The sequence below is a fragment of the Lentisphaera araneosa HTCC2155 genome (assembly GCF_000170755.1).
Classification (GTDB): Bacteria; Verrucomicrobiota; Lentisphaeria; order Lentisphaerales; family Lentisphaeraceae; genus Lentisphaera; species Lentisphaera araneosa.
On sequence record NZ_ABCK01000036.1, the window covers coordinates 23,163 to 45,000 of the forward strand.

A 21,838-nucleotide genomic window follows, 5' to 3' on the forward strand; every position below is an offset into this window, starting at 1 on the left:
GTTTTAGTTGCATATGGAGTGAGGAATCTGAGCAAATTCTTAGCCGATTGAGTACAAATTTAGCTAAAATAACAACGACTTAATCAAAACGGTTTAAAATTCGTCCTAATTAAGTCTGATGTTATTGATCAATAACTGTGCATCCCCACCTATTCAGCCCGCGGGGTTTCCCCGCCTTCGAGGTTTAAGTGAATAAATATCGTTCCAGTCATCTTCAGTGTAAGGCTTATGAATCCTCTTCCATTTCATCTTGTCGGAGAATTTGGCCAACTTCTCTCGAACGAAAGCTTCTGAGCCAATTACTAGGCATTTAGTAAAGAATCTACATTTGTGAATAAAGAGATCATCCCACTGGAGTGCCTCCGCGGACAGATTAGATTCTGTCCGCAGATATTCCCTGACAGTTTTTGAATCCGCATTCTTATAACGACGCAAACCAAGCATATAAGCCCTAAAAACCTCCCTAAAATGCTTTTGTTTATCTTTGATACCTACTGCCACAATGTTACGACAAAAGAGATCAAAGAAGTCATTATCACAATTTCCAACACCTCCACCTGCCAAACGATCAGCATATCCACAGAAAAAGAAATCCTTTGGGTCAGTGACAATCCCTGCTCGAACTGGATTTAAAGAGATATAAGCCATCACTCGAAGTAATGAATCCGATTGATGAGAAACCTCCACCATTTCAGAATCAAATCTTTGACCGAACAAACGTCCCCACGAGTTGTGGACTCGATTAAACCATTGGACAAAACGTTGCTCAAAGTTCCCAATAACAAATGAGATGTCATGGATTTTCTCTTTAAAATCATCTTTCTGTTTTGAATTAATAAAGTTAACTTCATCATTATTTTTATATAGCCTGTAACGGGCAAGCAACTCCACATCATCCATGTGAGACATTGGAGGGATCTTGATGAATAAATGAAAATGGTTACCCATAAAGACATAATCAATCACCTCATAACTCAACTTTGCGCGCCCCGCAAACAATAGTTCTTTAAGTTTATACTTTTCTCGATCCTTAAATAACATTCTGCCGCCGGCAATTCGATTAGTCACTAAATAGTAGACTGCTTGATCTGCACATTTTTCCTTTATACGATTATGAATCATAAACATCTCCTTACCAATGTAGTAAGAATATATGAGTCCACTTGTACGAAAGCAAAGCCCAACTTTTGTACTTAAGCAAAATGTTGTAAGGTAGCCAAGCACCAAAGTGCTGAGACACCCCAAGTAACTTGCTTGAATGTTTAGGACTTGAACTGGAAAAAAAACAATACTTCTTTAGAATAGGTAGATTAATTTTTAGGACCATAATTAGCTGGTGAATTTCACAATAATTGATGCTGGTTAATAATGACTTACAATTTACAAACTTATCTCCCCTTTGGAGTGTAAGTACAAAGAAGGATTTTTAGATGAAGTACAGAAGTACACGTGGTCAAACTGATGAGCTCCCATTCATGGACGCCATCCTCACTGGCCAAGCTCCAGATGGCGGTTTATTCCTACCCTCTGAGCTTCCCGACTTTTCCGATAAACTCGATAGCTGGAGAGACCTCAGCTATACTGAACTGGCTTTCGAAATCATGTCTGTTTTCGCCAATGATATCCCCCAGGATGATCTTAAGGAAATTATTGAAAAAGCTTACAGTACTTTTCGTGATGATGAAATCACCCCATTAGCTCCTGCAGGCAAAAACCTCATCCTCGAACTTTTCCATGGCCCCACACTTGCTTTTAAAGATGTAGCACTACAATTTCTCGGCCGACTTTTTGACTATATTCTCGAACAACGCGACCTCAAACTTAATATTCTCGCTGCCACTTCTGGCGACACCGGTAGTGCTGCTATTTATGGCCTAAAAGATTCTGAGCGCGTTCATGTTTTTGTCATGCACCCCCATAATCGCACAAGTAAAATCCAAGCTATGCAAATGTGTACTGTGAATCAAAAAAACATTCACAACATTGCCGTTGAAGGTAGCTTTGATGATTGCCAAGGGATGATGAAGGACATCTTCAACCAACTCGATTTCAAGAAGCAATACGACTTAGGTGCTGTAAACTCAGTGAACTGGGGACGTTTGCTCGCACAAACTGTTTACTATTTCTACGCTTATTTCCGTGCCACTGAAAACAATCAGCAAAAACTTAGTTTCTCAGTCCCCACGGGTAACTTTGGCGATATTTTTGCCGGCTACCTCGCTGCAAAAATGGGCCTACCCATTAAGAAACTTTATCTTGCAACAAACGAGAACGATGTTCTCTGTCGTGCTTTCGATACTGGCATCTACAAAAAAGGCACCGTTCACCACAGTGTGAGTCCATCGATGGATATTCAGTTGGCCAGTAATTTTGAACGCTACCTTTTTTATAGCTGTGGCCAAGACGCTACAAAACTCAGATCTCTCATGGAAGAATTTAAAGCTAAAGGTGAACTTCATTACGATATCAGTTGCGAGCTCATCGAGGCTAAACGCTGTGATACCGAAACAACCTTAGCCACTATCAAAAATTATAGCGAAGAGAATGATTACGTCTTAGATCCTCATACAGCAACAGGTGTTCACGTCGCTGATCTCTTAGCCCCAGATGAGCAAATTGTCTGCTTAGCTACGGCTCATTCAGGCAAATTCCCCGAGTCAATCAAACTCGCCTGTGGCGAAGTCATTGGCAACCACCCCATTTTAGATGCTCTTAGCGAAGACGACATGAAATATCAAGTCGCAGATGCGCACACAGAGACAATTAAATCAATCATCGTTAAAACCCTCGAGGAAGCATAGATGAAAGAAATTAAAATCGGCCTCTTAGGTCTAGGTACAGTTGCAAGCGGACTTGTTAACGCAATTGCCGACACAAAAGAACTTCTTGCAAAAAGAAACAATTACTCACTCAGTATTGCGGGTATCGCAGTGCGTGACCTCAATGCCAAACGCGCTTGCGAAGTTGATAGCTCAATCCTTACGACTGACACCTTTTCTATCGTCAATAACCCAGAAGTTGATATTGTTCTCGAGTTAATCGGCGGCACAACTTTAGCTTATGACCTCGTTAAAAAAGCGCTCGAAAATGGTAAATCAGTTGTCTCGGCCAACAAAGCCCTCATTGCGGCTCATGGCGAAGAGCTCTTTAAATTAGCTGAAGACAACAAAACAGCTATCTTCTTTGAAGCCGCAGTTGCGGGTGGCATCCCGATTATCAAGGCGCTCAAAGAAAGTCTTGCGGGCAATCACGTCACTTCAATCTCTGGTATCCTCAACGGAACATGTAACTATATCCTCACTCAGATGCAAGAAAATGATCAGTCCTTTGAAGATGCACTCCAAGGTGCTACTGACCTCGGCTATGCCGAAGCTGACCCCTCTCTTGACATCGATGGCGATGACACAGCGCAAAAAACTGCGATCCTCGCAAGTCTAGCATACGGTACATGGTTCGGAACAGATGCTATCGAGATCAAAGGTATTCGTGGCATCAGCCTCAGCGATATCCAATATGCTAAAGAATCGGGCTACAGCATTAAGCTGCTCGGTTCCTACACACTCAACGCAAAAGGTGCTGTTGCTCTCTCTACTGAATGTACACTCGTTCGTGAAGACAGCATGCTTGGCAATGTAAAAGGTGCTTTCAATGCCGTGGAACTCGAAGGTGACTTACTCGGTCCAGGTATGCTTTACGGTCAAGGTGCAGGTCAAAAACCCACTGCGAGCTCTGTATTTGCTGACCTCATTGAAGCGGGAAGCCAATTCTGCAATGGCACACTCGGCCAGCAACAAAAAATGATCTTCTGCGACAAAGCTGAATTCATCCCTCAAGAAGAGCAAAGTTCACCTTTCTACCTGAGACTCATGCTTGAGGACTGCCCTGCCGTATTCGGCAAAGTGGCACTCATCTTAGGTGAACATGGCATTTCTATGGATTCTGTCCTTCAAAAAGCTGAAGCTAGTGCCGATGGCGTTAAACCAGTTGTGATTCAAACTCACGAAGTTTCCGTCAAAGCAATGAAAGAAGCTGTTGCAGAAATCCAAGCTTCTGAATACGTTCACGAACAAGTTATCCTCTATCCCATCAAAGGATAATTTCTCGATGCAATCAACTTTTACATGGGTAAAAGTTGATTCTCTAGAAAAATTGAACTATATATAAGCTAAATCAAGATTGAGATAACTATGAATTTTAAACACAAAGCCATCCTACTCCTCTGTAGCTTGCTCATTTCATTTGTCGGTGCGATGCCCGCAAATGCGATTATTTGTGTTTCCGATTCAGGTACAATCAAACTCGAACTTGGCTTTAATGGCTCATGTGACTGTGAAGAAGAACGCAGTGAACATGAGCAGCACAATGCCTGTGAAGACAGTGCTTGCGATTTTGTAGAACTCAAAAGCAACGATGATTGTTCTGACATGGAGATCGAGTCCTTCGAATCCGATCAGCGAAAAAGTTCCGTCGATTTCATTTCCTACAAATCAATCAGCTTATTCAATTTCAGCCCAAGCTTGTCAGAATTAGAGCCACAAGATTTCCATAGCTTCTGGCCACTGACAAAACCCTGTATACCCCCTCCTCATCTCGAAGTTCTCTCCACTACAGAAGTCCTTATTTAATACCATAAATCTTTAAGCATTTTGCTTAACAGCATTTCGTATTTGCCGCTGAATCGGCAAATAACACTAGCGATGTCTAAGATTAATTGGTATTAAATTATGAAGAAAAACCTTTTAGTTGGCGCAGCTTTTGCAAGTTTTATTTCCTGTCAAACTTACGAGCCCGTCGAACTCAAACCTGAAGAAATATTAAATGAAATCGAAACTCAACGTTCACAAGAACTCGACTTAGATGAATTTACTTTTGCGCAAGCCGCAAAAACCATGGACGAAAATAATTTGCGGCTTCAGCAAATTCGTCAAAAATATCAGGGCTTACAGAAAGTCGCTGACATTAAAACTCCTTGGCCAAACCCGAGTCTTACTGCGGGTCCTGCAAAAGGCTCACGCTTAGAGGACACAAGCGCGAGCTCCACACAAGGTTTTGTGGGCATCGCCTTCAACATCCCCCTCGGCCCGCGGCTCCGCCGTAACGACGAGCTCAATGAATTAGCTGCCTTAGCGGCTTATAATGAGCAAGTCTTAAGTCATAGGGAGCTTTATTTCAACTTACGTGAAGCTTACATTTCATTCAGTTTATCTCAGAAAGCGATCCGCTTGCAAAAGAAAATTGAATCGACACTCAAAACAACTGCGCAAGCCACAAAGAAATTATTTGACCTAGGTTCCACTAGTAAACTTAGCTTGACTGAAGTTCAGCTCCAACAAGGAGAGCTCACACTCGCTCAATTTGATCAATTTAGTCAATCCAAACAATCATTGGCAGAGCTTTCTTCATTGCTCGTCATCGATGAAGATCAACTTAACAAAGTCAAACTCAAAAAAATTGACCTGCCCCACGAACAAGTCGAACTCAATCTACTCAAAACTAGCTTCATCCTCAATAATCCCGAGCTAGCGCGAGCCGAGATGGGTTTTCATATCGCCGATGCAAAGTTGCGCCTTGAACTAGCCAAGCAATATCCTGACTTAAGCGTTGGCTTTGATGCCGAACAGGAAGTGGGCGAAAGAAAGCGCACTTATTCTGTTCCTCTATCCATTGATCTTCCTATCTTTGATAGTAATCAACAAAGCATTGCCATTAGCGAGAGTGAGCGTAAAGAAGCTCTACTTGTCTACAAAGACTTACTCAATGATAAATTGGCTGAACTCAAAAAGCTCTATCAGCAACAAGCTTTCGCCAAAAGAAAACTCAAAGTGATCAATGAAGCGCTCATGCCACTTTCCAAAGCGAATTTAAACGACGCGAAAAAAGCACTCGAACTGGGAACCATCGATGCTCTACGTTATATGGATATGATTAAAGATCATCAAGAACTGCAATTCCAACAAGTGCAATTAGAGATCGAAGCTTGGCAAAGCACCATCAAAGTCGAAAAGCTCTGCGGCGTCCCTTTGGATCAAGAATTAGCACCCAATATTAAGAATCTCAAATTACAGAAAATGGAGCTCAAAAAATGAAATCTCTATTAATACTTTTAAGCATCACGGGCTTATTCTTTTCCTGTGATCAAATTCCCGCTCACTCTCATGAAAATGAAGCCGTCGCTCACGAAGGGCACGATCATGCAAAAGGTGATGCGTGCGAAGACGACCATAGTTCATATGACGATCACGCCGGTCATGACCACGGTGTAGAAGCTGATTGTGATGCTCACAGTGACCATGGCGCCAGTAAAGAATCGGCCAAAATCTCTGAACAAGCCCTCACAAATATGGGTGTTAAATTTGCAGAAATTGACTCAAGTAATTACACAATCTTCAGCCCTGTCCCCGCTTACATAGACAATCACCCACTCAATGAGCGCCCACTCTATGCCCCACTTTCAGGGAGGCTCAAGAGCTTTCAATTAGAACCTGGGCAAATGATTGCTTCTGGAACGATCTTAGCCGAAATTATTCGAGACCCGATCCCTCGCCCACAATTAAAATTAGTGGAAGACATCCTTCGTCCTGCATCTGAAGAATACCATAGCTCTATTGCAGCCCTGCGCTCTTCTGTACGCAACCTCAAAGTCCTAAATAGCGAACTGACGAGACTTGAGAAATTTAAGGAAGATAGCGACGGCTTATCCATTGTTCCTCAAAAGGATCTCATCAGCTTACGTTACGAGATTTCTAAGGCCACTCAAGATCTAGAAAACAACCGCTCCAAGCTCAGGCTTCACGGTTTAAGTCCCTCAGAAATCAAAAATGTCGAAGCAGGAAAAGAATTAGTCAAAAGCCCAAAACTCTGGTTAAACGCTCTCAAGCAAAACTATATCTGGACAAAAAACTCAACTTCACTATTTACCTTAATGACAAAAGAACAGCAAAAAAACCGTTGGGTGATTGCTACGATTGGTGAATTATCCGCCGAGGAACTCATCGACAAAAACTTAGTCGAATTTTTCACACAAAATAAGACCGCTATCAAATCTTTCTTGGAAATCTCGAGTCTCCTTCAGCAGGGTCATAGCTTAACTGATATTGATCAACTCTATCAATTAGGTGCTCTTGAAAGCATCATTAAAATCAAAGCGCCTATCAATAAAAACTCTTGGGATTTAAAGAAGATCAATATCAAACCTGGGCAAGTTGTCGCTCGAGGCGACACCCTTTTCACCTTAACTGATCCGAGCAAAATGATGATGACCGCAAAACCAAGTGGTTCTGAATTCAAACTTATTAATAAAGCCGTTCAAAATCAGTATTCGATTGAGGCCACTCCCCTCATCAAAGGTAGCTCTGTCGACTTAAATGACTTAAAAATCTCAAAAATCATCGGCCAAGAACAGGGCTCCGCTTTAGTCTTACTCCCAAGCCCCAACACTGTCCTGAGTCAGCATTCAGTCGATGGAACCAAGTACCGCAACTGGAATCTACGCAAAGGCATGAAGTATAAATTAAAAGTTCCCGTTAAAGTTCTAGAAGACGTCATTGTGCTCCCCGCCAAAGCCGTCATTGACCACGGTTCCGATAAAGTTGTTTTCGTAAGAGAAAACGATGAATTCATTCGCCGTAAAGTCATTATTCTTTACCAAAATAATGATGTTGCCGTGATTGGCGAGGGTTCTGAACTGCTCCCAGAAGAGTCTATGGTTATCGCAGGCGCTTTTGCCTTGGAGCTCGCCTTAATTGCAGGGACTCCCCAAGCCGTCGATCCACATGCTGGGCACAACCATTAAGGGCGCATCATGTTGAATCATATTATTTCATTCGCCTTAAAAAATAGGCTCTTTGTCATTGGCTCCGCCTTGCTCATGACCGTGGCGGCTTATTTCATTGCCGATGACATGCCCATTGATGTTCTTCCCGACCTCAACCGTCCCACGGTTGTGATCATGACGGAAGCCCATGCCATGGTTCCCGAAGATGTGGAACAGCTTGTCACTTTGCCTCTGGAGCAAATCTTAAACGGAGCCACTGGGGTTGAGAACGTCATGTCGAGTTCGGGCTTGGGGCTCTCTGTCATTAAAGTCCAATTTGCTTGGGGCACCGATATTTATCGCAATCGACAAATTGTCATGGAAAAGCTCCCTCTCGCTAAATCGCGCCTACCGGAGGGAATCGAACCCGTCATGGCTCCTATCTCATCGATCATGGGGCAGATTCAAATCATTGGCATCAATAGTAAGACGGGGAAACATTCGCCTTCCGATATTCGAGCTTTAGCAGAGTACCAAATCAAATATGAGTTGCTTTCAATCCCTGGAGTTTCAAAAGTTATCATCGGCGGTGGCTCAGCTAAACAATTGCAAGCCATTATTGATGCGGAAAAACTCCGTAGCTTTGGTGTCGGCATTCAAGAAATTGAAGAAGCGATCAACAAAAATAATGCCAATAGCAGTGGCGCCTTTATCAACTTAGGCACTAAAGCTCCCGCCATCACAGTGCGCGGCTTCATTAAGAATAAGCAAGACCTCGAGAACGTTGTTGTTAAAGCAGATGACTTACGCCCCATCCTTTTGAAAGATGTGGCTTCTATTCAGTTCGGCCCATCTCCCATTAAAATCGGCGAAGCGGGAATCAATGGCTCTCCAGGTATCTTAATGGTCATCATGAAACAGCCTGGCTACGACACCGTCCAGTTGACTGAGGAAGTTGAAAAGCGACTAGAAAGTCTCTCGGCTAGTTTGGATAGTGACCTAGAGATCAATAGTGATTTATTTAAGCAATCTATTTTTATTGAACGCGCCATCGACAATGTCATGGAAGCCGTTCGCGACGGCGGCATCATGGTCATAATTATCCTCTTCATCTTTTTAATGAACTGGAGAATCACCTTCATCACTTTGACCGCCATACCTTTATCGATGGCACTCACCATCCTCGTCTTTTCTCTTTTTGACGTCTCGATCAACACCATGACTCTGGGTGGAATTGCCGTGGCTATTGGTGCCCTAGTTGACGATGCCATTGTGGACGTGGAAAATGTCTTTAGGCGTTTAAAAGAAAATTTTCTCAAAAAAGAAGAAGATCGGCTCAACTCCCTCGTGGTTATTTTCAATGCCTCATCGGAAGTCCGCAAGCCCATCGTCATTGGCACACTCTTGGTGATGGTTGTGTATTTTCCGCTCTTTTTCTTAACGGGCATGGAGGGCAAATTATTCACGCCCATTGGAGCATCGTATATCATATCTGTCCTGGCCTCGCTCTTGGTTTCATTGACTGTCACTCCAGTGCTCTGTTACTTCATGCTTCCAAAATCATTGAGTAAAGGAGACAAAAAAGATACTTACGTGGTTCGCACCCTTAAGACTTTTGTGGCAAAAGTGATTGCTATAAGTATTAAACACGCCAAAGCAGTGCTCATATTACTTGTCATTGCCTTAGGAATCAGCATTAGTTTCTTGCTGACGCGAGGAATGCAATTCCTGCCTCCCTTTAATGAAGGCGTAGCTCAAATCAACTTGGTTCTCCCGCCTGACACGGGCCTCGAGACTTCTAATGCCTATGGCTTGCGCCTAGAAAATTTACTCACTAAAGTTGATGGCATCAAAAATGTCACGCGCCGAACGGGACGTTCCGAGGGTGACGAACATGCTGAAGGGGTAAATACTTCTGAGGTCATTATAAGTTTTGATCCCGAAATCGACCGTTCCCCAGAAGAAGTGATCGCAGAGATTCGTCAAGAAGTCGATGCTGAGTTCCCTGGTGTGGCTTATTCAATTGACCAACCGCTAGCTCACCTGCTTTCCGCCATGCTCTCGGGAGTCAAAGCTCAAGTGGCCGTTAAAATTTTTGGCCCTGATCTCAACATTTTGCGCTCCCTTGCCAAAGACACCGAGCTCGCACTTCAACCTATTGATGGTGTCAAAGACTTAATGATCGAACCGCAAGTCTTGATCCCTAATGTCTCCATCATTCCAAAACGCGATCAACTTGCTCAACATAGCTTATCTGTTGAAGATGTGGGCAAAACAGTCGAGCTCGCTCTCGGCGGTGAAAGTATATCGCGCTTTGTCCAAGGTCAGTTCACCTACCCGATCACTTTGAGCTTAAAAAAAGAAAATCGAGAATCTTTAGACGACATCCGCAAACTCTACATTCCAAAAGCGAATGGTGAGCTCATTCGCTTATCGGATGTCGCAGAGGTCTCTCAAACCATGAGTTACAATAATATCAAACATGAAAATGTGGGTCGTCGGATCATTGTGCAACACAATGTCGCGGGACGATCTTTAGGTGAAGTGGTTGCCGAAGTTGATTCCGCTTTGGATTCTGTTCGTGCAAGAATGGAAAATCTAAAGGGTTACTCACTCAAGATAAGTGGGCAATTCGAGGCTCAACGCAAAGCCACTCAACGCATTTTATGGCTCAGTATTGTCTCAATCTTATGCATGATTTTGATTCTTTATATGCATTTCAAATCTATCAACCTAAGCTTACAAGTCATGATCAGTATTCCCATGGCTTTCATTGGTGCCGTTTCCTATCTAGCCATTAGTCAACAAACTCTCTCGGTAGCGACATTAGTTGGTCTCATTTCACTCGGTGGTATTGCTGCTCGAAACGCGATTCTTCTTTTGGATCACTACATCCATCTCCATCGTGACGAAGGCGTAAAGTTCACTCCCGAGCTCATTATTAAGGCTGGACAGGAACGCATGGTTCCAGTGATAATGACTGCTCTCACGAGTGGAATTGCCCTCATTCCGCTCGCTTTAGCCCCTGGTCAACCCGGCAAAGAAATCCTCTACCCCGTTGCCACCGTCATTATCGGTGGGCTCATCTCAAGTACCCTACTCGAATTCATTGTAAGTCCCGCGGCTTTTTGGCTCTTTGGTAAAAAAGCGGCGGAAAAATCCAAGACCTCTGAACAAGTCCAATTTAATTTTAAATAAAAACATAAGGAACCAAGAAATGAAAAAAATATTAATCTCAATAATTGCTTTTGCGAGCTTCGCAAACTTAAGCTTTGCCGAAGATTCACCTAAAGGCCAGGACCAGGGTCAACACGGCGATCACGGGCATGCAGACCATGAACCCCATCCAGGTCATGGCGGAGAAGTCCTGAAAGTTGGTAACAAGGCTCTACTTTGGTACGCCCACATGGAAAAGAAAGGGAAATTTAAAATCGTGCTCTTTAAGCCTGACGGTAAGACGCTCAAGAGCATTGAAAAAGCTCCCCGCTTAAACCTCGCCCTTAAATCTGGTCGCAAGCAGCTTAAGTTCACGGCCTCAAAAGCGGATAGTGAAGGTAAATCGGCGACTTTTGAACTTCAAAATGACTTGATCAAAGCTCATATTCACGGTCAAATTTCAATCAAAGTAGACGGAAAGTCCTACATGCTCAATTTAATTGATCATCACTAAGAAAGACTGACTCCTCGCTAAAGCCCATGAGTGATCACTTATGGGCTTTCTTTTTTGTCTGAATAAAACTCAAAGCGTTTGATTGTTTTTCCGTCAAGCTCAATCAGTTCATCAAACATATTCAATGGGCGGATCCATAAGCCCATCTCTCCATACATTGGACGATAAACCACGTGCTCTTCTTCTGTTTCACTATGCTTGGCTACGTCGATGAGTTCATAGAAGTTGCCTTTGTAGTGACGGTAGATGCCTTTTTTCATATCGAACTCTCAATTTTTCTAATAATTTTCCCGCAAGATAGGCGCATCATACGAGCTCGACAAGGCTCCAATTATTGTAAGTCATCTAAGTCGCTTCATATTTATTAAAATCATTATCAATTCATTAAGAGAAACAAGCTTATGTCCAAGTTAATCCCACTCCTGTCATTACTTCTCCTATGGAGTTGTACGGCTGATTCTCGCTTCGACATTCACACTGTCCCTAAAGATGTTCACAGCCTTTCTTCGAGCGAAGGCCAAAAAAGATTGGCACGCGTTGACCAAGTGCTCTACACAAAAACAAAAAAGTTCTGGCAGCCACAAAGAAAGAATTTCTGTGGGGTTTGTTCTCTTACGATTGCAGGAAATACTCTTGCACAAAACAATAAAATTGATCAAGATAATTTTTTTGACCATAAAGTGGCGGAGGAAGTCATTGCTCCTGCCACCGTTTCAAAAATGGGTATGACCTTGAGGGAATTGCACGAAGCTGCAAAACGTCGTACGCCTCAATTCACATCTCAAAAGTTCTATGCCCACACAGCTGGCCTGGACCTCTTCCGCCAAGAACTTAAAAACCTTAATGATAACTCTCAGTATATCGTTAACTTTTCACGTCAATCACTCGCAGGTGAAGGCATGCGTTCTGGCCACTTTTCTCTAGTCACTGCCTACGACGTCGAAAGTCGCTCTGTCTTAATCCTTGAGGTTCAAGGGAGTCGCGAATCATTTTGGGTAAATGACAAAGATCTTTATTACGCTATGCTCGCCGAAGACCCAGTCAGTAAAATTTCACGCGGATGGTTGCGTTTAACTAAGGAGTAAACTATGTCAAAATATTTCTTTCATTTTACACTTATATTTTCTTCATTTCTCTTTGCGGATCCGATTATAAGAATCCCACAAATTGACTTAAAAAACACTTCCGTAAGCCGTTCAAAAAACGTAATGATTGTCTGCCAAGATGACAAGGCTGCAGATATTGGTTTAGAAATTATTGAAGCTGGGGGCAATGCCGCAGATGCTGGCGTCGCAATTGCCTACGCATTAGCCGTTACTCAACCGAAAGCAGGAAATATTACTGGTGGTGGTTTTGCGCTTTATTACGATGCCGAGACCAAAAAAACTGTGGCTATCGACTTTCGAGAGCGTGCGCCCTCTTCAGTTAAAAAATCCGATTTCTTGAAAGCTGATGGAAGTGTCGACCAAAATGCTTTACGCTTCTCTCCAAAGGCCTGTGCTGTCCCAGGAACTTTAGCTGGACTTGATTACATCAACAAGAAATTTGGCCTACTCAAACATAAAACTGTCATTGAACCTGCCATTTATCTTGCCGAAGATGGCTTTGAAGTCTCCGCTGGCCTTGCTTATGATTTTAAAAGCAAAAAAGATTTTTTAATGCAAAACCCTGAAGCTAAAAGAATATTTTTTCCTGAGGGAGAAGCTCTTAAACAAGGTGAGATCCTTGTTCAAGAAGATATAGCAGGAACTTTAAAACGCCTCAAGAAATACGGGCCCAATTATTTCTACACGAGTCACCTAGGAAAAGAATTTGTTAAATGGCATAAAGAAAATGGTGGCCTCATCACTCAACTTGATCTTAAAAGCTATAAAGTCGTCGAGCGTGAGCCCCTCATTGGTAAATATCGAGGTTTAACAATTGCGTCCATGCCCGCTCCGAGCTCAGGTGGTATGCACCTCATTCAGATGCTGAATATTTTGGAAAATTACGACCTCAAAGAAATGCCAAAAGATCAATATTATCATTTACTTACTGAAACGATGAAGTTGGCTTATGCCGATCGCAGCCACTATCCCGGCGATCCTGATTTTAATTATATTCCTCAGCAAGAAATCATTTCAAAAAAGTATGCCAAGAAATTAAAAAGATCTATTAAAATGAATCGCGCCCGTCCCGCCAAAGAAATTTCTCACGGCAAGGTACATTTTCGCGAAAGTAACGACACCACTCATTTCTCTGTCTCTGATCGTCAAGGCAACGTTTTAAGTTTTACTTACACAATCAATTACAGTTTTGGTAGTGGGATTATGATTCCTGGCCTCGGCTTTTTCTTAAATAATGAAATGGATGATTTTGCCATTCTCGAAGGCGTCCCTAATTCTTATGGTTTACTCGGAGGCGAAGCCAACTTTGTTAAGAGTAATAAACGCCCATTGAGCTCGATGACTCCCACAATCGTATTCAAAAAAGATCAACCCTACTTATGCACTGGAAGTCCTGGAGGAAGTCGAATCATTAGTACAGTTCTACAAATCCTGCTCAATGTCATTGACTTTAACATGGATTTACGAGAAGCAACTTTACGCCCCCGAATCCACCATCAATGGTTGCCCGACAAGCTCGAATTTGAGTCTGGGCTCAATGAAGAAATCGTTGAAAGCCTGAAGAAAAAAGGGCACAATACTGAAGAAGTTTTTCCCTTTGGTTGCGCAGAAACTATTATGATGCGTTATGACGGCAAGCACGGCTTTGCGGATCCAAGACGAATTGATGGCAAAGCTCTAGGTAAATAATGGCCAAAAACAAACAACAATTAATTGATGAAATGTCTCAGGCTCAATTACAAGGAAAAATTAGTGCCTTTCGCCTATCAGTTCTCAAACAGCTTCTAGAAATCCCTCGTGGTCGGGTCAGTACTTATGCGAATCTCGCAAAATCCATTAACTGCCGCTCTTCCCAGGCCATTGGCCAAGCTCTAAAAGCCAACCCTTGGGCTCCAGATGTCCCTTGCCATAGAATAATCAAGAGTGATTTTAGTATCGGTGGTTTTTTTGGACAAGGCAGCGGTGAACAGATCACTAAAAAACTCAACTTACTCAAAAACGAGGGTGTTTTTTTTGATATACAGGGCAAGATTAATGAAGAAAAATTAATTTTCAATTTCGATAAGGATAAATCATGAGCCAAGAAAACACTCCAAAGTTAAGTACGGACATGGCATTGCTTTTAGCTAGAATCGCTTTTGGTGGATCTATGCTTATTGCACATGGATGGCCTAAATTACAAAACTTCTCCACTGTAAGTGAAAAATTCCCTGCTTTATTCGGGCTCAGTTCGAGCATTTGTTTAGGTCTTGCGGTATTCGCGGAATTTTTTTGTGCCATTTTATTAATTTTAGGTTTAGTAAGTCGCTTTGCCTTGTCCCAATTAATAATCACCATGTCTGTAGGCGTCTATGTCAATCTATTTATTTTTCAGCGACAACTTTTTGATTCCCCTGGAAAACCCAGCGCCGAACTCGCTTTCATTTATCTAATGACTTATGTCGTTTTAATTATTCTCGGCCCTGGAAGGGTATCCCTTGATGCTGTTATAAGTAAGAAACGAGCTCATAAAAAAGATAACCCTAAGAAAAAATAAACTAAAAAGCTCTAAAAAATCTTTTATAAAAAACTAACCAAAAAATAGCTTTTGAAGAAATTTGCTTTTAGTTTTTTTCTGTAATAGTCTAGATAGAATGACTTTGGAGAAGAAATGCGGCTTATTGGAATTATTTTATTGTTTTTTTGGAGCTTTTCACTAGATGCTGAAAAACTCACAATTTACGTTGATGCAGACTTTTCCAATTACTATGAGTCTAGTCGCTCTATCGAAGTTGGGATCTTGTCCTCACTTCATATCAACAAAGAAAAATTACATAAGACCAAAATAGAAGTTAAACGACTCGATCATAGGGGCAATAACCGCCGCAGCCTTAAAAATTTAAAAATTGCTGCCGACGACCCAAACACTCTTGCGGTATTTTGTGGCATGCATTCTCCCCCTGTACTTGCTAACAAAGACTTTATTAATGAACACAAACTTTTACTGCTGAATCCTTGGGCAGCCGCCGCTCCCATAACTCGAACACAAAGTAAAGATAATTATATCTTTCGACTCTCACTCGATGATTCTACTGTGGGACAGTTCCTAATTGAAAGTGCCATTGACATTCATAAAACTAAAAAACCTTACCTCTTATTAGAAGACACGGCCTGGGGAAAAAACAACTGGAACACTTTAACTCAAGCTATCACTAAATCACAAATAAGTAGTGCGGGAAGCGATTGGTTTAAATGGAATTTATCAGACTACGCAACTGAGAAAATCATTTTAAACTTAAAAGAATCAAATGCAGACAGCATTATTCTCGTTGGTAATTCAAATGAAAGTGCCTCCATTGTAAATGCTATAAGCAAATCAAATTTAAACATTCCAATCATCTCACACTGGGGAGTTACAGGTGGAAAATTCTATGAAAAACTTACTCCAAAAGCAAGGCAACACCCCTTCCTATTTATACAAAGTTCATTAGATTTATCAAAAACTTCGGACAATGAAATTATTAGTAAAGCATCCAAATTATTCCCTAATGATTTTGATAATCATTATATAAAAGCCCCGAGTGGATTCATTCACGCTTACGATTTAACCTCCCTCTTACTAGAAGCTTCTCAAAACAAATTAGACAAACGTCATATTGAGCTTAGAGAATCAGTGAAAAATGAGTTAGAAAATTTAAAAATACCCGTTATTGGCCTGCTAAAAACTTATTCTAAACCGTTTTCTCCCTATCGAATAAACCAAGCGTTTAGTCATGAAGCTTTGGGAGTTCAGGATTATCGCATGGCCTACTTTAATCAGAAAGGACAAATCAATCATCGGAGAAAAACTGATGATTAAGCATTTATCGGCTTATAAAACAAGTATTAGTTTTATGGTGTTCATTGGTATAACCCTTATGGTAGGAGCAGGATATATAATTAGTATTAACTTAAGCAATTTAGGTCATAAAAGCTTTCAAAACAAAGCAGATATCCGCAGCCAACAGCTCCAAAAAGAAATATCATCTCACCTCACTCAACACACAAAAATTTTACAGGATTTTGCCCAATTACGAATTTTTTCTCAAGCCGTACTTCAACCCGAACAAAACGCCGAAGAAGCACAAAGCCTAATGAATTCATGGAAGTTACTCGGTGAACACTATCCACTCTATCTTGTAGATTTTGAAGGAAACCTAATTCGAAGTAGTACGAACGCCAATAAAACTTTCATCATGAGTCCTGCTATCAAAAGCATTCTCAACGAAACTCTTGATCAAAACCTTGACCTTATTAAGCAGGAACCCCACCCTAGAATTCGCTTAAGTGTGGCTATAAAACACAATGAATTCACAGAAGGGGCTCTCATTGCGGAACTTCCCTTGGCAGAAGTTTATCAAAACATGGAAGAATTACTAGCTCATAGTGAGGGGCTTCAAATATTCCATAAAAATCATGAATTGAGATATTTAGGTCCCAATATCCCTCGCGCCTTTGAACAAAGAATTGATCTAGGAAAGGGCTTCTGGGCTAATATTTATTTTGACTATTCTCCTTTTATCAAAACGCGAAATAGTGCCTTAGCCCACTACTTACTCATTGCTTTTGTGGTGAGTATCATTATATCTACCATAGGTTTTCTCATTATAAATCACCTCTTTGTCAAACCTTTAAATGCCTTAGAGACACATTTCAGCCAATGCCAACTAAGTGGCTCAGAACCCAAAGATGAAGGGGTTATCGTTCAAGAATTTGATAATTTAAAAATACTCTTTGACCAACTCATTTCAGCTTTACAGAATCGATCAGAAAACTTAGAAACAATTAACTCTGAAATGGAGCAACTCGTTCATCAAAGAACTAAAGAACTCACAAGTAAAATTGGTGAACTTCAAAAAATGAGTGAATTCAAATCCCAGTTCTTTGCCAATATGAGTCATGAAATCAGAACACCTATGAATGCGATACACGGATATGCCGAACTTTTGCGAGAGCTTGACTTAGATGAAGATGCTAAAAACTACTGTGATTCTATCTATCAATCGACAAAAAGTTTATTAATGATCATTAACGAAATCTTGGACTTTTCCAAAATACTTGAGGATAAAAGTGAACTCAATCTTCGTGTCTTTAACTTTAATGAGTTATTAAGGAGTTTACGAAAACTTTTTGAGAGCTCCTGTACCGCGAAAGGGCTAAAATTAAATTTTACTTTACTCGACGAATCTACTGCTTGGCTTAAAGGTGATAAAGATCGAATTCGACAAGTTCTCGTTAACTTGATTAGTAATTCTATTAAATTTACCGAAAAAGGATCGGTGGATATCAACTGCTACTACCTAGACAATCATAACACAGCTCAAGTGCATGTTCAAGTTAAAGATTCAGGAATGGGAATCGGCAGTGAAACCTTAAATGCAATAACTAAAGGCCACCACCTCTCCTCTAAGAACTATGGTTTGGGACTTAAGATATGCCAAGACCTATTAAAACAAATGAAAACGACACTCAACGTTCAATCTCAAGAAAACATTGGGAGTAGCTTTGAGTTTGAGCTAGTTCTTGAAAAAATGCATCACCCTGTAACTTCAGCTAAAAAAGCCATCGACTTTTCAGCTTTAGGCTACAAGCCCAATATTTTGGTAGTCGATGACAATCGCATCAACCTCGAACTCGTCAAGGATTGCCTTAAGGGCTTACCTTTAAACTGTCATTTAAAGAGCAGTGGCCAAGCTGCTTTAGATTTCATGGAATCTAACCCAACGGATTTGATTCTTATGGATTGTCAAATGCCTCAAATGAACGGCTTCGAAGCGACTGATAAGCTAAGGTCTAAAGGAGTTGAAATACCCATCATTGCCTTTAGTGCTAATGCCTTTAAAGATAACATCGAAGAATGCTATAAAGTCGGCATGAATGACTACATAGTTAAACCATTTGAAAAGCAGGATTTTCTTGCAAAAATCCTGCAATGGCTGAAAGAGAAGAAACTAACTTCCTAAGAATCGAAATTTGGATATAACATTGCTGCCCTGAGATCTTCGGTTTTTTCTTCTAATTCTAATACAGTTAGAATCGCAGCAACGAACTCGAAACTTGTTCCTGCCCCACGTGAAGTCACGACTTTACCATCGATCACGGCGGGACTTTCCAAATAAAGCTGTTTTGAAAATTCGTCTTTCATTGATGGATGGCTGGTCACATGTCTACCTTCAAGAGCTCCGGCTTTTTGTAGCGCGATAGGAGCCGCACATACCGCCGCCTGTAGTTTGCCATTAAAAGCCCTAATGAAATTTTGCACATCTTCATTGTCACGAAGTTTGAAAGAACCAGGGAGCCCACCAGGTAAGACGACACCATCATATAAATTGGGATCCACTTCTTTTAAAAGTTTCTCTACTTTAACTTCAATATCATGTGAGCCTTTTACTGACAGACTTCTTAGCCCTACCATATCCACATCAATTTGCGCTCTTCGCAAAACATCGACTATCGTAATGGCTTCAATCTCTTCAAAACCTTCTGCAAAAACAACTGCTAGTCTTGGCATCATTATTCTCCTCATCTATTTACAATAAAAAAGGCAGTGAAATTATTCACTGCCTTAAAAAATCTAAATGCTTTTCTCTTAGATGTAAGACTCAACTTTAGATACGAGGTCATCTTCACGCTGAGCAGCACCCATGAGAGTGTCTTGGAGCTCACCATCTTTGAAGATCATGATAGTTGGAATTGAGTTAACGCCAAATTTAACTGCACTTGCATTAGCTTCGTCAGTATTAACTTTAGCTACTTTAGCTTTACCATCAAGACGACCTGCAACTTTATCAATTACTGGAGCAAGCATACGGCAAGGACCGCACCAAGGAGCCCAGAAATCTACGAGAGTCACGCCCTCAGATACAGTTGATTCGAAAGAACTATCATCTAGATTAAGTACTTGATCTGATGCCATAATTAATCTCCTTTTTTATATTTTATTTAAGAAAATCAAATCTATTCCTCTAACTTGGGAAATCCATCTTAAAAAAAACTTTTCGCTAAGCTAATTTTTTTGTCGATTTAATGAAGCCATTCGAATTCGTTCAGCTGGCACTTTCAACTGAGTCATTAGGTACTCACAAAAGTCATCTGGATACGCTAATTCATTAAGAGCTTTTCCCATACACAAAAGCCATGCTTCAGCCTCTGGGTAGTCTATGTCCAAGTGCGTATGAGCACGAGGTATAGCAATCGAACCATATTTCTCATTGTAGAGTCGAGGTCCGCCCATCCAACCACTTAAAAAACAGTAGAGTTTATCTTCGCTTTCGCTCAAGTCATCTGGGTGCATCTTACGAATATGCTCTGCTTCTTTTAGAGAAGACATTTGGCGATAAAACTCCGCAACCAATTTTTTCAGCCCTTCATCTCCGCCTACCCCGCGATAAGTTGCATCACCCTGCCCGTATTTAGGATTTTGAATCTCCATTTAAGCTTTCTTTTTTAATGAACTCGTATCGGTGTGCTCAAATTTACGTCCATAAATATCTAGGAAGGTCGTCTGTGAGTATGAAAGTGTATCCGCACTCAAGTTTAGGTCAATTTCAAACGCCTCAGTTTTGGCTCTCTCTTGCATGAATTTCGACTGTAAAATGGAATAGGCTGGATCATCAATCTGAGCTTTAACTTTAAAGTTTACATCCCCACCTTGTTCACACGAACCATTAGCTAAAACACAGACGCCACGAGGAATGGCAATTGAGAACATGACTTCGTCACTTCCCTTATCCCACATCCAGTAACCCGTCTGATTGTGATAGACTTTTCCATCACTCTTACGCGTCACGACTTGATGGTAATGAACCACCACTAAATCTTGCTCTTCTGCGTTATCCACATCTCCCACTGGACTAAAAGTGATCTTCTCATAAAACTCAGTTGTTTTGTCTCCCTGTGGCTTTGGTGCTCTATCCACACCTGATTCACCTTCCCATACACCAAGAAAATTTGCTAAAGGGCCGTAGTTAACTTCTTTTTGACTCATGAATCATTCCTGTTTTTCTTTCAAAATATAAGTCTAGCTCTTTTTCTCAACACAAGATCTGTCAAAGTCCGATTAAATGTCTAAAGTAAAAGAAAATTTAGAGAGATTTTATGATCGATATATGCGTCAACTGGTTTAAACCAGCTTTTAACAAAGACCGTGAGCAAGTCATTCAACGAGCACGTGAAGCGGGACTTAAGCGGATTTTCAGCACGGGTTCTACTTTAGAAAATAGTCAGCAAGCTGCTGAGCTCGCAAAAAGTTCTCCTGACTTCTTTTCCGCAAGTGCTGGCATACACCCTCATTACTCCTCTTCGTGGGATGAAACTACGGCACGGGAATTGGAAGAACTCATCAAACTCGATCAGGTCCTCGCCGTCGGTGAATGCGGCCTCGATTTCAATCGCAATTTCTCCACAGCCGAAGAGCAAATTCTTGCTTTTGAAAAACAAATTGATCTGGCTATCAAATATCAAAAACCTCTCTTCATGCATCAGCGCGATGCCCATGAGGCTTTTATGAGCTGCCTAAAAAAGAAGCGACATCAATTTAGCAAAGGAGTTGTCCACTGCTTTACAGGCACTAAAAAAGAGCTCGAAGATTATTTAGAGCTCGACCTACACATTGGCCTCACTGGCTGGATTTGCGATGAGCGCAGAGGCTACCACATGCATAAGTTCATTCCGAAGATTCCACTCAATCGCCTCATGATAGAAACTGACGCTCCCTACCTCATCCCCCGCAATATGAAACCGCGCCCTTCGCGAAATGAACCAGCTTTTCTTGTTCATATCCTCGAGCAATTAGCTGAAATCTACCGTAAGCCACTTACTAAAATCGTCGGAGAAATCGAAAATAGTACTCAGCTTTTTTACGACTTAAAAATCGACTAGCCCACTTTATTTAAACAAAAAAATCGCCCGAAACACAACGGGCGACATCAAAAAATCTATTGGCTAAATCTTGGCTCCTAAAGGATTAATTTCCTTCTGGGTAGGAGATGGTAACTCCATCAAAAGGCAAACCTTCAATCTCGAGAGCAGCTACTTCTGCATCAAATTTTTGTAAGCCTTTAAGCTTTTCATTCGCTACTCTAAAAACACCTTCTTCATCAGCTGTTAAAGCAATAGTTAAATCTTTAATAACTAGATTAAGTTTTTTCTGTTCAATTTTTAGCTGGTTTTTAGCCTCTCCGTCAAAGAAATAGATTTTCATTTCTCCAGTCTGATGATCTAAAAGAACTTCAAGTACAGCTGCATCTCCGCCAAGTTTCGTTAATGCCCCACCATTAGGTGCTTTGAGTT

Annotated in this window: 21 protein-coding genes; 14 read left to right on the plus strand and 7 right to left on the minus strand. The window is 41.3% G+C overall.

Annotated elements, in window-relative coordinates; all coding sequences use genetic code 11:
• Positions 1-153: 153 nt before the first annotated feature.
• Positions 154-1,122 carry a hypothetical protein gene (locus LNTAR_RS22500; protein ID WP_007281078.1) on the minus strand — a complete coding sequence of 323 codons (969 nt, stop codon included), beginning with the start codon at positions 1,120-1,122 and terminating at the stop codon, positions 154-156.
• A gap of 308 nt (positions 1,123-1,430) precedes the next feature.
• On the opposite strand from LNTAR_RS22500, the gene thrC reads away from it, so the two are divergent.
• From thrC to LNTAR_RS22535, 7 genes are all read left to right on the plus strand, one after another.
• On the plus strand, positions 1,431-2,801 hold the full coding sequence (thrC, locus tag LNTAR_RS22505; protein ID WP_007281079.1) for a threonine synthase: 1,371 nt from the start codon (positions 1,431-1,433) through the stop codon (positions 2,799-2,801).
• Positions 2,802-4,097: a homoserine dehydrogenase gene (locus LNTAR_RS22510; RefSeq protein WP_007281080.1), complete on the plus strand. Its 1,296-nt coding sequence runs from the start codon at positions 2,802-2,804 to the stop codon at positions 4,095-4,097.
• A gap of 90 nt (positions 4,098-4,187) precedes the next feature.
• Positions 4,188-4,625, plus strand: coding sequence for a hypothetical protein (locus tag LNTAR_RS22515; RefSeq protein WP_007281081.1), 438 nt, complete (start codon positions 4,188-4,190; stop codon positions 4,623-4,625).
• Positions 4,626-4,724: 99 nt separating this feature from the next.
• Positions 4,725-6,086: a TolC family protein gene (locus LNTAR_RS22520; RefSeq protein WP_007281082.1), complete on the plus strand. Its 1,362-nt coding sequence runs from the start codon at positions 4,725-4,727 to the stop codon at positions 6,084-6,086.
• A complete protein-coding gene (locus LNTAR_RS22525; RefSeq protein WP_007281083.1) occupies positions 6,083-7,792 on the plus strand; it encodes an RND family efflux transporter in 1,710 nt (569 codons plus the stop codon). Before LNTAR_RS22520 ends, LNTAR_RS22525 begins: the two co-directional genes overlap by 4 nt.
• Positions 7,793-7,801: 9 nt before the next feature.
• Positions 7,802-10,951 carry an efflux RND transporter permease subunit gene (locus tag LNTAR_RS22530; RefSeq protein ID WP_007281084.1) on the plus strand — a complete coding sequence of 1,050 codons (3,150 nt, stop codon included), beginning with the start codon at positions 7,802-7,804 and terminating at the stop codon, positions 10,949-10,951.
• A gap of 19 nt (positions 10,952-10,970) precedes the next feature.
• Positions 10,971-11,423, plus strand: coding sequence for a hypothetical protein (locus tag LNTAR_RS22535; RefSeq protein ID WP_007281085.1), 453 nt, complete (start codon positions 10,971-10,973; stop codon positions 11,421-11,423).
• A 38-nt stretch (positions 11,424-11,461) separates the two neighbouring features.
• Here LNTAR_RS22535 and LNTAR_RS22540 read toward each other — a convergent pair whose 3' ends face one another.
• A complete protein-coding gene (locus tag LNTAR_RS22540) occupies positions 11,462-11,683 on the minus strand; it encodes a DUF1653 domain-containing protein (protein WP_007281086.1) in 222 nt (73 codons plus the stop codon).
• Between the two features lie 141 nt (positions 11,684-11,824).
• On the opposite strand from LNTAR_RS22540, the gene LNTAR_RS22545 reads away from it, so the two are divergent.
• From LNTAR_RS22545 to LNTAR_RS22570, 6 genes are all read left to right on the plus strand, one after another.
• Entirely contained in the window at positions 11,825-12,508 is a 684-nt protein-coding gene (locus tag LNTAR_RS22545) for a phytochelatin synthase family protein (RefSeq protein WP_007281087.1), read from the plus strand.
• Between the two features lie 3 nt (positions 12,509-12,511).
• Entirely contained in the window at positions 12,512-14,218 is a 1,707-nt protein-coding gene (ggt, locus tag LNTAR_RS22550; RefSeq protein WP_007281088.1) for a gamma-glutamyltransferase, read from the plus strand.
• On the plus strand, positions 14,218-14,607 hold the full coding sequence (locus tag LNTAR_RS22555; RefSeq protein WP_007281089.1) for an MGMT family protein: 390 nt from the start codon (positions 14,218-14,220) through the stop codon (positions 14,605-14,607). Before ggt ends, LNTAR_RS22555 begins: the two co-directional genes overlap by 1 nt.
• Positions 14,604-15,065 carry a DoxX family protein gene (locus tag LNTAR_RS22560; protein WP_007281090.1) on the plus strand — a complete coding sequence of 154 codons (462 nt, stop codon included), beginning with the start codon at positions 14,604-14,606 and terminating at the stop codon, positions 15,063-15,065. The genes LNTAR_RS22555 and LNTAR_RS22560 overlap by 4 nt, the downstream gene beginning before the upstream one ends.
• 114 nt (positions 15,066-15,179) lie before the next feature.
• A complete protein-coding gene (locus LNTAR_RS22565) occupies positions 15,180-16,367 on the plus strand; it encodes an ABC transporter substrate-binding protein (protein WP_007281091.1) in 1,188 nt (395 codons plus the stop codon).
• Positions 16,360-18,510, plus strand: coding sequence for a response regulator (locus LNTAR_RS22570; protein ID WP_007281092.1), 2,151 nt, complete (start codon positions 16,360-16,362; stop codon positions 18,508-18,510). Before LNTAR_RS22565 ends, LNTAR_RS22570 begins: the two co-directional genes overlap by 8 nt.
• On the opposite strand, the gene LNTAR_RS22575 is transcribed toward LNTAR_RS22570, so the two are convergent.
• The 4 genes from LNTAR_RS22575 to LNTAR_RS22590 form a co-directional block, all read right to left on the minus strand.
• Positions 18,507-19,061: a DJ-1 family glyoxalase III gene (locus tag LNTAR_RS22575; protein WP_157473797.1), complete on the minus strand. Its 555-nt coding sequence runs from the start codon at positions 19,059-19,061 to the stop codon at positions 18,507-18,509. The two genes, LNTAR_RS22570 and LNTAR_RS22575, sit on opposite strands and share 4 nt — an antisense overlap.
• Before the next feature lie 75 nt (positions 19,062-19,136).
• Complete coding sequence (gene trxA / locus LNTAR_RS22580) at positions 19,137-19,463, minus strand: thioredoxin (RefSeq protein WP_007281094.1); 327 nt, start codon at positions 19,461-19,463, stop codon at positions 19,137-19,139.
• A gap of 90 nt (positions 19,464-19,553) precedes the next feature.
• Entirely contained in the window at positions 19,554-19,979 is a 426-nt protein-coding gene (locus tag LNTAR_RS22585) for a group II truncated hemoglobin (RefSeq protein ID WP_007281095.1), read from the minus strand.
• Positions 19,980-20,534, minus strand: a complete 555-nt coding sequence (locus tag LNTAR_RS22590) for a heme-binding beta-barrel domain-containing protein (RefSeq protein WP_007281096.1) — start codon at positions 20,532-20,534, stop codon at positions 19,980-19,982. It abuts the gene before it with no gap.
• A gap of 110 nt (positions 20,535-20,644) precedes the next feature.
• Between LNTAR_RS22590 and LNTAR_RS22595 the strand changes: the two genes are divergently transcribed.
• A complete protein-coding gene (locus LNTAR_RS22595) occupies positions 20,645-21,427 on the plus strand; it encodes a TatD family hydrolase (protein WP_007281097.1) in 783 nt (260 codons plus the stop codon).
• Positions 21,428-21,512: 85 nt separating this feature from the next.
• On the opposite strand, the gene LNTAR_RS22600 is transcribed toward LNTAR_RS22595, so the two are convergent.
• A partial coding sequence (locus LNTAR_RS22600) for a hypothetical protein (RefSeq protein WP_007281098.1) occupies positions 21,513-21,838 on the minus strand: 326 nt, incomplete at its 5' end.